The organism is Streptomyces sp. NPDC090499 (assembly GCF_044769305.1).
Classification (GTDB): domain Bacteria; phylum Actinomycetota; class Actinomycetes; order Streptomycetales; family Streptomycetaceae; genus Streptomyces.
This window is the reverse complement of record NZ_JBIVXP010000006.1, coordinates 460,458-475,264: the sequence shown is the minus strand read 5'-3', so window position 1 is coordinate 475,264 and position 14,807 is coordinate 460,458. Positions and strand designations below refer to the sequence as shown.

Below are 14,807 nucleotides of genomic sequence, written 5' to 3'. Positions count from 1 at the left end.
CGGGGGCTTCGTTCTGCCCTTTACCCCTTTTGTGTGCGCGGCGCGCGTCCCCGCGCTCACCCTCGGTCACCGATCCGTGTGCGCCCCGTCTGCCCCCACCTCGCCAAACGGCCTGTGCGGCACCCTTCGGCAGGCGGTGGAACCGCAGGTACGATGCCCTCGGTGCGACCTTCGAACGGCTGCTTCGCGCACCTGCAACTCCGGTCCGCGGCACAGCGGTTCGACCAACGGCGGCCATCGGGGGGAGCCCGGGGGCCAACCACGGGGGCACGGTTTGTGGGGGACGTGATGGATTTCGGCACGCAGGGCCCCGAGGCCCCGGCCGACCTCGCCTGGCTGCGAGGCGTGGACGCCTACACGATGGGCGCCTATCCGCAGGCGGAGGAGGAGTTCCGCGCCGCGGTGCGGATGGATCCCGGGATGGCGGACGCCTGGCTCGGGCTGCACGCGCTGCGCGTGGACACGACGACCGCGCTGCTGCGGATGTTCCGGCACCGGGAGCGCTTCGGCGAACAGCGCGGCCGGCATCGCCGCACCCTGAACTCCTGGTACTGGCTGGGCTGGTGGGTGCAGCCGGTCCTGGAGAGCCCGCGCGATCTCCTTCTCGCGCACGCCTCGCACTGGCTGGACGGCCGGCACGTCCCGGAGCTCGACCGGGCCCTCGCCGGGCTCCCGCCGGTGGACGCCGACCCGCAGGTCCGCTTCCTGCACGCCTGTCGGGCCTACCTGGTCAAGGACTGGGAGCAGCTGGTACGCCACACCGACCCGCTCCACGACGATCCCATGCTCGGCATCGAGGCCGGCCTGTTCGGCGGCATGGCCCGGGTCCGCCTGGAGATGTACGGCCAGGCCGAACCGCTGCTCTCCGCCGCGCTGATGCGCTGCCGCAGCGAGCAGCCGCAGCGCAAGGAGCTGCGCTACTGGCTGGCGCGGGCACACGAGGGCACCGGCCGCAGCGCCGCCGCGCTCCCCCTCTACCGGGCCGTGCACCGCGTCGACCCCGCCTTCATGGACACCTCGGCGCGGCTGGCCGCGATAGCCGAGGGCGACGGGTACGACGACACGGCCGACTTCGCGTCGATCACCCTCACCGGTGCCGGGCAGGACGTCGTGGACGGCCCGGACATGCTCGACCCGCTCTTCGGCACCGAGGGGCGCGATCTGCGGCTCGGGGACCCGGAGCCGCCGACCGGGGCGATGCCGTCGGTGATCGACCCCGCCGTGCGCGAGAAGGTCGTGCCGTCGCCCCCGCTGCCGGCCGGGCCGACCGACCCCGCGTTACTTGAGGAGGCGCTCGCCGAACTGGAGCGCATGGTCGGGCTCGAACCCGTGAAACGGCAGGTCAAGGCGCTGTCCGCGCAGTTGAACATGGCCCGGTTGCGAGCCGGGCAGGGGCTGCCGGTGCAGCCGCCGAAACGCCACTTCGTCTTCTCCGGGCCGTCGGGCACCGGGAAGACCACCGTCGCCCGCATCCTCGGCCGGGTCTTCTACGCCCTGGGCCTGCTCGGCGGGGACCACCTCGTGGAGGCGCAGCGGGCCGACCTGGTCGGCGAGTACCTCGGCCAGACCGCCGTGAAGGCGAACGAACTGATCGACTCCGCGATCGGCGGCGTACTCTTCGTCGACGAGGCCTACTCCCTGTCCAACTCCGGTTACGGCAAGGGGGACGCGTACGGCGACGAGGCGCTGCAGGTGCTGCTGAAGCGGGCCGAGGACAACCGCGACCACCTGGTGGTGATCCTGGCCGGCTACCCGGAGGGCATGGACCGCCTGCTGGCCGCGAACCCCGGGCTCTCCTCGCGCTTCACCACGCGGGTCGACTTCCCCTCCTACCGGCCCCTCGAACTGACGTCGATCGGCGAGGTGCTGGCCGCCGAGAACGGGGACGCGTGGGACGAGGAGGCGCTGGACGAGCTGCGGTCGATCGCCGGGCACGTGGTGGACCAGGGCTGGATCGACGAACTGGGCAACGGGCGGTTCCTGCGGACGCTGTACGAGAAGAGCTGTGCGTACCGGGACCTGCGGTTGTCGGCGTATCCGGGGATGCTGTCGCGGGACGACCTGGCGACGCTGCGGCTCCCGGACCTGATGCAGGCGTACGGAGAGGTGCTGTCGGGTCGGGGGCCGCAGGATCCGGCGGCCGGGATGTAGGTGCGGGTGGGGTGGGGCCGGGGGGTGGGGACGCTTACCGGCGCTGACCGGGTGCCGCCGCGCCCACCCGTGCCGCCTGGGGGCACCTCCCAGGCCCTTAAGGCACTGGGGGAGGCACGACTGCCCGCAGCTAAGTTTTCAGGGGCGCGGGGAACTGCGCGACCAGCCCCCACGCGCCCGCAGCCGGACTACGGCCTCACCCGGCCATGACCTCCTCCGGCTCCCCACTCGAACGCGGCTCCGGCGTCCTGGCCGGCGTCGGCTGTTTCCGGTGCGCCGGGTCCGTCACCTCGCCGACCAGCAGCTCAAGGACGTCCTCCAGGGCCGCCAGGCCGAGCACCCGGCCGTTCGCGTCGGCGACCTGCGCGAGGTGGGTCGCGGCCCGGCGCATCACGGTCAGCGCGTCGTCGAGCGGCAGCTCGGCCCGCAGGGTCGTCATCGGGCGCCATATCTGCTGCGGAACCGCCCGGTCCGAGTCCTCCAGGTCGAGGACGTCCTTCACGTGCACGTAGCCCATGAAGGCCCCGGACTCGGCCGCCACCGGGAAGCGGGAGTAGCCGGTGCGGGCGGTGAGCTCGACGATCTGGCCCGGGGTGACCGACGGCGGGACCGTGATCAGGGACTCGCGGCGCAGCAGCACGTCCGTCACCGGGCGGGAGCCCAGTTCCAGCGCGTCCTCCAGGCGTTCCTGTTCCTCGGGGTCGAGGAGGCCCGCCTGGCCGGAGTCCTCCAGGAGCCGGTTGAGCTGCTCGCTGGTGACGACGGCCTCGACCTCGTCCTTCGGCTCGACCCGGAACAGCTTGAGGATGCCCTGGGCGCAGGCGCCGAGCGCGACGGTGATCGGCCGGCACACGCGGGCGAAGGCGACCAGGCCGGGGCTCAGCCACAGCGCCGCCTTCTCGGGCGCGGCCATCGCCAGGTTCTTGGGCACCATCTCGCCGATGACCAGGTGGAAGAAGACCACTCCGGCCAGCGCGATCACGTAGCCCAGGGGGTGGATCACGCCTTCCGGCAGGTGCACCGCCTCGAACAGCGGCTCCAGCAGGTGGGCCACCGTCGGTTCGGCCACCGCGCCCAGCGTCAGCGAGCAGACGGTGATGCCGAACTGGGCGGCGGCCATCATCTGCGGGAGGCGCTCCAGGCCGTAGAGGACCTGGCGGGCGCGGGCGGTGCCCAGGGGTTCGATCTGGCTGCGGCGGACGGAGACGAGGGCGAACTCGGCGCCGACGAAGAAACCGTTGGCCAGGACCAGCAGGCCGGCGAAGACCAGTTGGAGGACGCTCATCGGGCGGCCTCCGCGACGGCGGGGGCGGTGCGGACCAGACGGACCCGCTCCGCGCGGTAGTGGCCGACGCGGCGGACGGACAGCCGCCAGCCGGGCAGCTCGGCACGGTCGCCGGGCGCCGGGATCCGGCCCAGCAGGTCGGCGACCAGGCCGGCGACCGTCTCGTACGGGCCCTCGGGCACGTCGAGTCCTATCCGCTGGAGGATGTCGACGCGGACACTGCCGTCGACGTCCCAGGCGGGCTTGCCGTCCTGGGAGGGGGCGGACGCGAGTTCCGGTGCGTCGGGGCTGTCGTGCTCGTCGCGGACCTCGCCGACGAGCTCCTCGACGATGTCCTCCAGGGTGACCACGCCCGCCGTACCGCCGTACTCGTCGACGACGACCGCGATGGGCTGCTCGGAGCGGAGCCGGGCGAGGAGGGGCTGGACCGGCAGGGTCTCGGGGACCAGCAGGGCCTTGCGGGCGATGCGGCCGACCGGGGTGCGCAGCCGGTCGTGGACCGGGATCGCCAGCGCGTCCTTGAGGTGGGCCATGCCGACGATCTCGTCGATCTTCTCCCGGTAGACGGGGAAGCGGGACAGGCCGGTGGCCCGGGTGAGGTTGACGACGTCCTCGGTGGTCGCCGTGTCCTGGAGGGCGCTGACCTTCACCCGGGGGGTCATGACGTGCTGGGCGGTCAGCTCGCCCAGGGACAGGGTGCGGACGAACAGGTCGGCCGTGTCCTGTTCCAGCGCGCCGGCCTGGGCCGAGTGCCGGGCCAGGGAGACCAGCTCGCCGGGGGTGCGGGCGGAGGCCAGTTCCTCGGTGGGCTCGACGCCGAGGGCGCGGACGAGCCGGTTGGCGACCGTGTTCAGCGCGGCGATGACCGGGCGGAACAGGCGGGAGAAGCGGGCCTGCGGGCCGGCCACGACCCGCGCGACCTGGAGGGGCTTGGAGACAGCCCAGTTCTTGGGTACGAGTTCGCCGATCACCATCTGGATCGCCGAGGCGAGCAGCATGCCCACCACGACGGCGATGCCGGAGACCGCGCCGTCGGGCAGGCCGATCGCGGTCAGCGGGCCGCGCAGCAGCTCGGCCAGTGCCGGTTCGGCGAGCATGCCGACGACGAGGGAGGTGATGGTGATGCCGAGCTGGGTGCCGGAGAGCTGGAAGGAGAGCTCCTTCAGCGACTCGACAACCGTACGGGCGCGCTTGTCGCCGTCGGCGGCGGCCTTCTCGGCCTCGGGCCGCTCCACGGTCACCAGGCCGAACTCGGCGGCGACGAAGAAGCCGTTGGCGAGGATGAGCAGGAACGCGGCTGCCAGGAGCAGCAGGGGGGTGGTCATGATGCCGCCGCCTCCGAAGCCTCGTGGACTGCGGGAAGGCGGTCCACGGTATGTCGGGAGGGGGCGGCGCAGGTACTACAGGACGATCCGTCCATCGCCGGAGAGGGTCACTCCTCGGTTAGCAGGAACCCCTGTGCGCGGGGCGCGCGACAGGGGTGGAGACGGGACGTGAAAAGCCTCCGCCAACAGATTAATCAAGACAGGGCCCGGTGCGGCAGGGGCGACGGCCCGGAGACGCCCCCGAAGTTGCGTGATTTCAGCCCTGATGCTGTTCGGGGTCGTGGCTCGTGTGGGCCTCGACGAGGGCGCGCAGGGCCGTGGCGTCGGCGATGGCGTGCTGTTTGGCGATGCCCGGCTGGATGCCGAGCGCGGGCAGGCTGGTGCCGTCGCTGAGGTTGAGGAACACCCACGGGTCACCCGGGCGGAGGTTCACCTGGACGATCTCCGCCCACGCCAGGTGCCGCTTGCCGGCGACGTTGACGACGGTGACCCCGGACTCGTCGGCGACCACCTTCACCCGGGCCAGCTGGGCCAGCACCCAGAAGATCAGCGCGCCGGTGGCGACGAAGCTGAGCTTCTCCCCCGGGCCGAGCTGCTCCAGGAGCAGCGCGACCGCGGAGATGGTGGCGAAGATCGCGAGACCCGCGGTGAGCAGGATCACGCGGGTGAGGCCCGGCCGGAAGGTGACGGGCAGCGAGGGAAGATCGGACATCGCGCGCGGGGCCTCAGAGGCGGCAGGCGTGGATCGCCGTGGTCAGGATGGCGCGGGCGCCGATGTCGTACAGGTCGTCCATGATCCGCTGGGCGTCCTTGGTGGGGACCATGGCACGGACGGCGACCCAGCCCTCGTTGTGCAGCGGGGAGACGGTCGGCGACTCCAGGCCGGGGGTGAGGGCGACGGCCTTCTCCAGCTGCTCGACCCGGCAGTCGTAGTCCATCATCACGTACGTCCGGGCGACCAGGACGCCCTGGAGGCGGCGCAGGAACTGCTGGACCTTGGGTTCCTCGGCGTCGGCGCCGGTGCGGCGGATCACGATCGCCTCGGACTTCATGATCGGCTCGCCGAAGACCTCCAGGCCGGCGTTGCGCAGGCTGGTGCCGGTCTCGACGACGTCGGCGATGACCTCGGCGACGCCCAGCTCGATGGCGGTCTCGACGGCGCCGTCCAGGTGGACGACGGAGGCGTCGACGCCGCTGTCGGAGAGGTGCCTGGCGACGATGCCCTCGTAGGAGGTGGCGACCGTCTTGCCCTTGAGGTCCGCGAGGCCGGTCGCCTCGCCGGGCTTGGCGGCGAAGCGGAAGGTGGAGCGGGCGAAGCCGAGCGGCAGGATCTCCTCGGCGTTGGCGCCGGAGTCCACGAGCAGGTCACGTCCGGTGATGCCGATGTCGAGGCGGCCCGAGGAGACGTAGATCGCGATGTCACGGGGGCGGAGGTAGAAGAACTCGACGTCGTTGACCGGGTCGACGATGCGCAGTTCCTTGGACTCCCGCCGCTGCCGGTAGCCGGCCTCATGCAGCATGTCCGCCGCAGGGCCTGAGAGGGAACCCTTGTTGGGGACGGCGATGCGCAGCATGAGGTCGGCTTCCTTTGCTCGAATGCCCGAATGGGCGGGTTTGTCGGAAAAAGTTCTACAGGTGGGCGTAGACGTCGTCCAGCGAGATGCCGCGGGCGACCATCATCACCTGGACGTGGTAGAGCAGCTGCGAGATCTCCTCGGCGGCCGCTTCCTTGCCCTCGTACTCGGCGGCCATCCAGACCTCGGCGGCCTCCTCGACGACCTTCTTGCCGATGGCATGGACCCCCTTGCCGACCAGCTCGGCGGTGCGGGAGGTGGCGGGGTCCCCGTGGGCGGCCTTGTGCTGGAGCTCGGTGAAGAGCTCCTCGAAAGTCTTGTTGGACATGGTGAGCGCCAGACTACGCCAATCGCCGCGTCGCTCAGTGCCAGGGTTCGGATACCGAGCGGAGGGTGGCCGCCGTCGCCACCGCCGCCGTCACCGCCTCGTGGCCCTTGTCCTCGTTGGAGCCCGGAAGGCCGGCGCGGTCCAGCGCCTGCTCCTCGTCGTCGCAGGTGAGTACGCCGAAACCGACGGGGACACCGGTCTCGACGGCGACCTGGGTGAGGCCCTGGGTGACGCCCTGGCACACGTACTCGAAGTGCGGGGTACCGCCGCGGATGACGACGCCGAGGGCGACCACCGCGTCGTAGCCACGGCCGGCGAGCACCTTGGCGGCGACCGACAGCTCCCAGGTGCCGGGGACCCGGAGCAGGGTCGGCTCGTCGATCCCCAGGTCGCGCAGGGCGCGCAGGGCGCCGTCCACCAGTCCGTCCATCACCTTCTCGTGCCACTGGGACGCGATGACCGCGACCCGCAGGTCGCTGACATTGCGTACGGACAGTTCAGGTGCACCCTTGCCGCTCACGTCTCTCCTCAGTGCTGTTTCTCTGCTGGTGGCCGCTGGTGGCCACGGTCTACTGGTTGCCGCAGGTGGACAGCGCCGGGGGCGTGTCCAGCCAGGGCAGGTCGTGGCCCATCCGGTCCCGCTTGGTGCGCAGGTACCGGAGATTGTGCTCGCCCGCCTGTACGGGCATCGGCTCGCGTCCGCTGAGCTTGAGGCCGTGGCTCAGCAGCGCGTCGCTCTTGTCGGGGTTGTTGGTCATCAGGCGGACGCTGCGCACCCCGAGGTCGGCCAGGATCTGGGCACCGGCGCCGTAGTCGCGGGCGTCGGCGGGCAGGCCGAGTTCGAGGTTGGCGTCGAGGGTGTCGCGGCCGCGCTCCTGGAGCTCGTAGGCGCGCAGCTTGGACAGCAGGCCGATGCCGCGCCCCTCGTGGCCGCGGAGGTAGACGACGACGCCCCGGCCCTCCTCCTGGATGCGGTCCAGGGCGGCGTCGAGCTGGGGGCCGCAGTCGCAGCGGGCGGAGCCGAAGACGTCCCCGGTGAGGCACTCGGAGTGGACGCGGACCAGGACGTCCTCGCCGTCGCCGATCTCGCCGTGGACGAGGGCGACGTGCTCGACGCCGTCGGTGGTGGAGCGGTAGCCGTAGGCGGTGAAGGTGCCGTGCTTGGTGGGCAGGTTGACCTCGGCCTCGCGGCGCACGGTGGGTTCGGCGGCCCGGCGGTGGGCGACCAGGTCCGCGATGGAGATGATCGTCAGGCCGTGCTTGCGGGCGAACGGGATCAGCTCGGGCAGGCGGAGCATCCGGCCGTCCTCGCCGGCGATCTCCACGATGGCGCCGGCCGGGCGCAGGCCCGCGAGACGGGCGAGGTCGACGGCGGCCTCGGTGTGGCCGTTGCGGACCAGGACGCCGCCGGGGCGGGCACGCAGCGGGAAGATGTGGCCGGGGCGGACGAGGTCCGCCGGTTCGGCGGCGCCGCTCGCCAGCAGCCGGAGCGTGGTGGCGCGGTCGGCGGCCGAGATGCCGGTGGTGACGCCGTGTGCGGCGGAGGCGTCCACGGAGACGGTGAACGCGGTCTTCATGGACTCGGTGTTGTCGCCGACCATCTGCGGCAGTTCGAGCCGGTCCAGTTCCTCGCCCTCCATGGGGGCGCAGATCAGGCCGCGGCACTCGCTCATCATGAAGGCGACGATCTCGGGGGTGATCTTCTCGGCGGCGATGACGAGGTCGCCCTCGTTCTCGCGGTCCTCGTCGTCGACGACCACGATCGGGCGGCCGGCCGCGATGTCGGCGATGGCCTGCTCGACCGGGTCGAGCGTGAGGTCCTCGGCGCCTTCGGTGCTGTAGAGGATGGGTGCCGCAGTCATGCGGGTGCTCCTTCCAGAGCGGGCCGCGTGCCCTGGCGGGAGCGCAGCCACCAGTCGCGCAGGCCCCACAGGACGAGCGCGCCGTAGATGACGTAGACGAAGCCGGAGAAGGCGTAGCCGTTGGTGAAGTTGAGGGGGACGCCGACCGCGTCGACCAGGAGCCAGGCGATCCAGAACTCGACCATGCCGCGCGCCTGGGCGTACATGGCGACGACGGTGCCGACGAAGATGTAGGCGTCCGGCCAGGGGTCCCAGGACAGGGACGGGTAGGCCTTGAAGAGCAGGGCGACGGCGACGGTGCCGACGGCCGCGGCGGCGACCATGGCGCCGCGCTCCTGCCAGCTGGCGAAGCGCGGGACGATGTGGCCGTCACCGGACTCGCCCTTGTTGCGGTTCCACTGCCACCAGCCGTACAGGGCGACCACCATGACGACGACCTGCTTGCCCGCGCTGCCGGCCAGATGGCCGTAGAACGCGCTGAACAGGACCAGGCCGGAGAGGAACTGCACCGGCCAGGTGAGCAGCGAGCGGCGCCAGCCGAGGGCGAGGGTGATCAGGCCGAGGATGTTGCCGATCATGTCGGACCAGATGATGTGCTGGCCGAGGAGGGTGAAGGCCTCGGAGTTCAGCCAGTTCACCGGTCCGCTCCCTGCGTGTCGGCGGGCCGCGTGTTCGCGAGCAGGCGCTCCACGTACTTGGCGACGACGTCGACCTCCAGGTTGACCGGGTCGCCGGGCTGCTTGTGGCCGAGGGTGGTGAGGTCGAGGGTGGTCGGGATCAGGCTGACCGTGAAGTAGTCGGAGCCGGCCTCGACGACGGTGAGGCTGATGCCGTCGACCGTGATCGAGCCCTTCTCGACGACGTAGCGGGCGAGGTCGGCCGGGAGGGAGACCTTGACGATCTCCCAGTGCTCGGAGGGGGTGCGGGCCAGGACCTGGCCGGTGCCGTCGACGTGGCCCTGCACGATATGGCCGCCGAGGCGGGAGCCGACCGCGGTGGGGCGCTCCAGGTTGACGCGGGAGCCGACGTCCAGGGCGCCGAGGGAGGATCGCTTGAGGGTCTCCGCCATGACGTCGGCGGTGAACTCGTCGCCCTCGTGCTCCACGACGGTCAGACAGACGCCGTTCACGGCGATGGAGTCGCCGTGCTGCGCGCCCTCGGTCACTACGGGGCCACGGAGCCGGAAACGGGACGCGTCGCCGAGGTTCTCGACGGCGGTGATCTCACCCAGCTCTTCGACGATTCCGGTGAACACTTCCCGGGTCCTCCTGCCTCAACGGGGCACGGACTCCGGGGCCTGTCGACGGACGACAGAATGGACGGACGATCACACCGAGAGCGACGCCGAAAAGGCCCCGCCCACGAGGGGCGAGACCAGATACGGCGGCGCGCACACGTACATGCTCGCCCGCCGCGCACTGCCTCCCATCCGGACTTTAACCGTCGGTCCAGGAATTTCACCTGGTCAACCGGCCGCTGGAAGCGGACGGGTCGCGGACTGTAACCGCCGGTTCGGACTTTCACCGACCCCGGAGTGCGCTGCTTCTGGTACACGGCCAGTGTGCCACGCCCGATCGTGGTCCATACAGGGGAACCGTGTGGGGTGCCTCACAGCGCGTGCCGCTGGACTTCCCAGACGGACCGTCGTGTGCCCAACCGGCGCCCGGACCAGGACTCTTGACCGTTGTTCACATCTATTGACCCCACTGGTCTAGTCCTTTTAGGGTTCGAGCGGACCCGGTGGCGGTGACGACGGCCCTTGCCCGTCGCCGGGCCCGCCCAATCCGGGCTGCCCGTTCCGGCAGGCGGCGCGGGGTCAGCGGTCGGGTGCCGCAAAGAGTTCGTCCTGGGCGCGCTCGCGGGCGGTGAGCAGGGCGCCGCGCAGGACGGCCGCGCCGCCCAGCATGCCGGCGCGCACTTCGGTGGCCAGCGGGGACATGCGGCGGAGCCGCGCCTCGACGCGCGTGGCGAGCGTCGCGCCGCCGGCGGGGCCGATCTCGCCGCCGAGGACCACGCAGCCGGGGTCCAGGACGGCGACGACGGCGGCGACGCCGAGGGCGATGCGGTCGGCGAGGGCATCGAGGAAACGGGCGTGTGCCGGGTCCGGTCGAGGGGCGGGCGCGGCGCCGTCGTGGCTGGTCGCGCAGTTCCCCGCGCCCCTTTGGGGCGCGTCCGGGGCGCCGCCCGCCGAAAGGCCCACCGCCTCCTCGACCACACGGTCGGCGGACAGCTCCCCCGGCCCCACGCCGTACTCACGCGCCAGTTCCACGATCGCCGCCGCTCCCACCAGGGAGTGGTAACCCCCTGAGCAGTCCGTCGCCGTCGGCAGTCCGGTCGTGCCCGGTACCGGCAGGAAGCCGATCTCGCCCGTGCCGCCGGAGGCGCCCCGGCGCAGGCTGCCGTCCAGGACGACGGCGGCGCCGCAGCTGTTGCCCAGCCAGAGCAGGACGAAGGTGTCGCGGTCCCGGGCCGCGCCCTCCCGCTGTTCGGCGAGGGCCGCCAGGTTGGTCTCGTTCTCGACGCCGACCCGGGCCTGCGGGAACCGCTCCTGGAGGGCGGCGACGAGCCTGCGGTGCCAGGCGGGCAGGCCGGCCGAGTCGCGGAGTTCACCGGTGGCCGGGTCGACGAGGCCGGGCGCCCCGATGCCCACGGTGTGCAGTCGCCCCGCGTCCCCGGACGTCCCCGCCTCCTTGGCCGCGCGCTCCACCAGCTCCACCGCCTGCTCCACGGCCGCGGCCTCCCCCTCCTCCGGGGCGACCGGGACCGACCCTTCCGCCAGCACCCGCCCCACCAGGTCGGAGACCAGGACCGAGACGCTCTCGGTGCGTACGTCGAGGGCGGCCAGGTACGCCCGGTCGGCCACGATGCCGTACAGCCGGGCGTTCGGCCCCCGGCGCTGCTCGCCCGACTCGCCGACCACCGCGATCAGGCCGGACGCGGTGAGTCGTTCGACGAGGTCGGCGACGGTCGGCCGGGACAGTCCGGTCAGCTGCTTCAACTGCCCTGCCGTCAGCGGGCCTTCCTGCTGGAGCAGGCTCAGCGCGAGCCGGTCGTTGATGGCCCGGGCGGTGCTCGGTGATGCGGGCATGACGGGCATCCTCCCAGATCCCTGCGGCCCAGGACGGCCACATGACGCCCTATCTATCAGGCAGGGTCCCTGATAGTTTACGGCGGGCAGCGAGGCCAGCGGGGCGGCACCCACCCGGGGAGGGGCAGGACCATGAAAGACGTGGGTTACGAGCGGCACGGGGTGAAACGGGCGCGATACGCCGTCGCGGCCGTGTTCACCGTGCACGGTGCCGTCACCGGCTCGTTCGCGACCCGGGTGCCATGGGTCCAGGACCATGCCTCGCTCAGCGCCGGGCAGTTGGGCTTCGCGCTCGCGTTCACGGCGTTCGGCGCCTCGTGCTCGATGCCGCTGGCGGGGCGGATCAGCCACCGCTTCGGCAGCCGCAACGCACTGCGCGGGCTGATCGCGATGTGGACGCTGGCACTGATCCTGCCGTCGCTCGCCACCAACCTGTACCTGCTGTGCCTGGCGATGTTCGTGTACGGCGCGAGCGCCGGCATGGCGGACGTGGTGATGAACGCGCTCGGCGTGGAGATCGAGCGGGTGCTCGACAGGTCGATCATGTCGGGGCTGCACGGCATGTGGAGCGCGGGCACCCTGGTCGGCTCGGCGGCCGGCACCGTCGCCGCGCATCTGGGCACGGACGCGCGCGTGCACTTCGCCCTGGCCTCGGCCGTTCTCACCGTGCTGGGCGTGCTGGCGGCCGGCTTCGTCCTGGACGTCAGGCCCGGCGAGGACGAGGAGCCACCGCCGCGGTTCACACTGCCGCCCCGGTCGGCGCTGCTCATCGGCACGGTGGGCTTCTGCGCGGTGTTCGCGGAGGGGGCGAGCCTGGACTGGTCGGCGGTGTTCCTGCGGGACCGGATGGACAGCTCGGCCGGGCTGGCGGCGGCCACCACCACCGGGTTCATGCTGGCCATGGCGGTGGCCCGGATCAGCGGGGACGCGGTGGTCAACCGTTTCGGCGCGGTCCGTACCGTGCGCGCCGGGGGTGTGCTCTCCGCGATCGGCGGGCTGCTGGTGGTCCTCGCCGGGCAGCCGGCGGTGGCGATGACCGGGTTCGCGCTGATGGGCCTCGGCATCGCGGTCGTCGTACCGCTGTGCTTCGCGGCGGCCGGACACGCCGGGCCGAACCCGAGCCAGGCCATCGCGGGCGTGGCGACGATCACCTACACCTCGGGCCTGGTCGCGCCCAGTCTGATCGGCGGTATCGCCCAGGCGACCAGTCTGGTGGTCTCGTTCTGCGTGGTGACGGCGCTGACCCTGGGTCTTGTGGTGTTCGCGGGCGTGCTGCGGGCCGGGACGCGGGGCTCCCGTACGGAGGTCAGCCCCGAGGCCGCAGCAGTTCCCGGCCCACGGCCCTGAACGCCTCGCTCCAGGGCGCGGGGCGCAGGGTGGCCGCGTCCAGCCGGACGAGCACCCGGGTGCCCCGCGCGTAGGTGGTCGCGCCGTCCGGCGAGCAGAAGCGGAAGCCGTAGGTCAGGCCGGTGGTGCCGAGCCGTTCCAGCCAGAGGTGGACGGCGTAGGTGCCGGACCTGGTGACCGGCACCTCGTAGCTGATCAGCAGTTCCCTGACCACGTTGCAGGCGTCCCCGGCGGCGGCCCAGTCGCCGTCGAAGCGGATGCCGTGCTCCTGCCACAGCTCGGTCCAGGCGCGCTCGACCAGCAGCGGGTAGCGGGCGTTGTGCAGCATCCCGAGTGCGTCGAGGTCGTCGAAGTGGACGCTGACCGGCAGCAGCCGGCCGTGGGAGAGGGTGGGGGCGGGCAGGGCTTCGGCGGTCACGGGTGGGGCTCCTGGGCACTGGACGAAGCGGTGGGGACACTCCATCCTAAGCGGACGCTCAGGAGCCCCGGTCGGGAAGGTGCTGGTCAGCCCGCGATGGAGTCCAGCTGCTCGGCGGCCGGCCGCAGCGCCCAGAGGTCACCGCCGGGCGGTGTCTCCAGCCGCCGAACCGCCTGCCGGGCCGTCTTGTCGCCCGCGTCGGCCGCCGCGTGCACGACGTCGCTCGCCGCGTACCGGTGGAACTCCAGCTCGGGGTAGGGCCAGGCGGCCGCTCCGGTCGCGGCCGGCAGCAGGTAGTCCACGGCCTTGAACAGGCTCTGCCCGTCCGGCCCCCGGTAGCTCCAGAGGTTCACGCCGACGTGCCGGCCGATGGCCGCGAGCCGGGTGTAGGCGACCAGGTCGAAGGTGGAGTAGTGCCAGCTCCTGGTGCGGGCCAGTTCCTGCGGCTGGCTGCCGTCCCCGGCGACCTGCGGGTCTATCCGCTTCGCCCGCGCGTCCAGCACGGTCTTCCTGGCCAGCGCCTTGTCGCCGGTCGCGTAGGCGAGGGCGGCGAGCTGCATGTCGTAGAAGGTGCCGTGGTTGTTGGCGGCGGCCCCCTCCTCCTTGCCGAAGGCGCTGTTCTTCAGCCAGCCGAGGAAGTCGGTGTTCCAGCTCCGCATCCCCGCCTTGTCCCCCGCGCTCCAGCCGGGTGCCCCGGTGCCGAGGATCGCCAGCGCGTCGACCACGCTCGTGTACGACTGGGAGAAGTCGATGATGCCGATGGCCCGGCCGTCGTACCTGCACGGGATGAACTGGGCGTGGTTCAGGTTCGGGTTCATCCGGGTCGCCGGGTCGAGGAACCAGGTGCGCAGGACCTGTCCGGCCTTCTCGGCGTACTCCCGCCTGCCGGTGTAGTACCAGGCCAGGGAGAGGTCGTACGTCGAGTCGAAGACCTTCTCGACGTCCTGGCGGTCGGTGCCGCTGTCGACCTCGGGATTGCGCTGCCCGTCACGCTGGACGTAGGGGCAGCCCCAGGGGTTGTCGGCGGTGGGGGTGGTGGTGGGCCACCAGTAGGGGGCCTGGCTGAGGTAGTCGTGGACGTCGCCGCCCGGGGCGGGCCTGGGCTTGTCGACGACGGTCCAGGGGCCCTGGTCCAGCCAGGTGTCGGCGCGGGTGGTCAGGTCGTGCAGGGCGTGCCGCAGCCGCGGGTCGCCGTCGCGCAGTTCGGCCCTGGTGTGCTGGAGCCGGGCGCCGTCGAGGACGGCGGTGTCCGGGGCCTTGGCCGCGGCGTGCGCGGAGGGGACGAGGACCGCTCCGAACGCCACCAGGGTGGTCAGCAGTACGGCCGCGCGGGATCTTCCACTCATCGAGTACTCCGATCAACCTGAAATCAGATATATGAACTCAGTTCATGAGTAGGACCGTGCGAGCGTAGAACCGCGTGGTAGCC

Annotated in this window: 14 protein-coding genes and 1 riboswitch; of the genes, 2 read left to right on the top strand and 12 right to left on the bottom strand. The window is 71.9% G+C overall.

All coding sequences use genetic code 11. The features are described from left to right. Nucleotides 1–288 precede the first annotated feature (288 nt). Nucleotides 289–2,151 carry an AAA family ATPase gene (locus tag ACIQVL_RS24950; RefSeq protein ID WP_403429723.1) on the top strand — a complete coding sequence of 621 codons (1,863 nt, stop codon included), beginning with the start codon at nucleotides 289–291 and terminating at the stop codon, nucleotides 2,149–2,151. Nucleotides 2,152–2,347: 196 nt separating this feature from the next. On the opposite strand, the gene ACIQVL_RS24945 is transcribed toward ACIQVL_RS24950, so the two are convergent. The 10 genes from ACIQVL_RS24945 to ACIQVL_RS24900 all read right to left on the bottom strand — a co-directional run bounded on the left by ACIQVL_RS24945 (nucleotide 2,348) and on the right by ACIQVL_RS24900 (nucleotide 11,613). Continuing rightward, nucleotides 2,348–3,436 (bottom strand): hemolysin family protein, encoded by a 1,089-nt coding sequence (locus tag ACIQVL_RS24945; protein ID WP_403429721.1) that lies wholly within the window; start codon nucleotides 3,434–3,436, stop codon nucleotides 2,348–2,350. After that, complete coding sequence (locus ACIQVL_RS24940; protein ID WP_403429719.1) at nucleotides 3,433–4,761, bottom strand: hemolysin family protein; 1,329 nt, start codon at nucleotides 4,759–4,761, stop codon at nucleotides 3,433–3,435. The genes ACIQVL_RS24945 and ACIQVL_RS24940 overlap by 4 nt, the downstream gene beginning before the upstream one ends. Nucleotides 4,762–5,017: 256 nt before the next feature. Further along, complete coding sequence (locus ACIQVL_RS24935) at nucleotides 5,018–5,473, bottom strand: PH domain-containing protein (RefSeq protein ID WP_403429717.1); 456 nt, start codon at nucleotides 5,471–5,473, stop codon at nucleotides 5,018–5,020. A 13-nt stretch (nucleotides 5,474–5,486) separates the two neighbouring features. After that, nucleotides 5,487–6,335, bottom strand: coding sequence for an ATP phosphoribosyltransferase (gene hisG / locus ACIQVL_RS24930; RefSeq protein ID WP_403429716.1), 849 nt, complete (start codon nucleotides 6,333–6,335; stop codon nucleotides 5,487–5,489). A gap of 55 nt (nucleotides 6,336–6,390) precedes the next feature. Continuing rightward, complete coding sequence (locus ACIQVL_RS24925; RefSeq protein WP_030946750.1) at nucleotides 6,391–6,663, bottom strand: phosphoribosyl-ATP diphosphatase; 273 nt, start codon at nucleotides 6,661–6,663, stop codon at nucleotides 6,391–6,393. Nucleotides 6,664–6,697: 34 nt separating this feature from the next. Further along, nucleotides 6,698–7,183, bottom strand: a complete 486-nt coding sequence (ribH, locus tag ACIQVL_RS24920) for a 6,7-dimethyl-8-ribityllumazine synthase (RefSeq protein WP_403429714.1) — start codon at nucleotides 7,181–7,183, stop codon at nucleotides 6,698–6,700. Nucleotides 7,184–7,232: 49 nt separating this feature from the next. Then, nucleotides 7,233–8,525, bottom strand: coding sequence for a bifunctional 3,4-dihydroxy-2-butanone-4-phosphate synthase/GTP cyclohydrolase II (locus ACIQVL_RS24915; RefSeq protein ID WP_403429712.1), 1,293 nt, complete (start codon nucleotides 8,523–8,525; stop codon nucleotides 7,233–7,235). Beyond that, nucleotides 8,522–9,163: a nicotinamide riboside transporter PnuC gene (locus ACIQVL_RS24910; protein ID WP_403429710.1), complete on the bottom strand. Its 642-nt coding sequence runs from the start codon at nucleotides 9,161–9,163 to the stop codon at nucleotides 8,522–8,524. Before ACIQVL_RS24910 ends, ACIQVL_RS24915 begins: the two co-directional genes overlap by 4 nt. Beyond that, entirely contained in the window at nucleotides 9,160–9,780 is a 621-nt protein-coding gene (locus ACIQVL_RS24905; protein ID WP_403429709.1) for a riboflavin synthase, read from the bottom strand. Before ACIQVL_RS24905 ends, ACIQVL_RS24910 begins: the two co-directional genes overlap by 4 nt. A gap of 156 nt (nucleotides 9,781–9,936) precedes the next feature. Further along, nucleotides 9,937–10,067, bottom strand: a riboswitch (FMN riboswitch). A gap of 274 nt (nucleotides 10,068–10,341) precedes the next feature. Next, nucleotides 10,342–11,613: an ROK family transcriptional regulator gene (locus tag ACIQVL_RS24900; RefSeq protein WP_403429707.1), complete on the bottom strand. Its 1,272-nt coding sequence runs from the start codon at nucleotides 11,611–11,613 to the stop codon at nucleotides 10,342–10,344. Nucleotides 11,614–11,745: 132 nt separating this feature from the next. On the opposite strand from ACIQVL_RS24900, the gene ACIQVL_RS24895 reads away from it, so the two are divergent. Continuing rightward, on the top strand, nucleotides 11,746–12,960 hold the full coding sequence (locus ACIQVL_RS24895) for an MFS transporter (protein WP_403476378.1): 1,215 nt from the start codon (nucleotides 11,746–11,748) through the stop codon (nucleotides 12,958–12,960). Here the strand turns inward: ACIQVL_RS24895 and ACIQVL_RS24890 are convergent. Both ACIQVL_RS24890 and ACIQVL_RS24885 read right to left on the bottom strand, forming a co-directional pair. Next, nucleotides 12,920–13,378, bottom strand: a complete 459-nt coding sequence (locus ACIQVL_RS24890) for an acyl-CoA thioesterase (protein ID WP_403476377.1) — start codon at nucleotides 13,376–13,378, stop codon at nucleotides 12,920–12,922. The two genes, ACIQVL_RS24895 and ACIQVL_RS24890, sit on opposite strands and share 41 nt — an antisense overlap. A gap of 86 nt (nucleotides 13,379–13,464) precedes the next feature. Then, nucleotides 13,465–14,724, bottom strand: coding sequence for an alginate lyase family protein (locus tag ACIQVL_RS24885; protein ID WP_403476376.1), 1,260 nt, complete (start codon nucleotides 14,722–14,724; stop codon nucleotides 13,465–13,467). Nucleotides 14,725–14,807 lie beyond the last annotated feature (83 nt).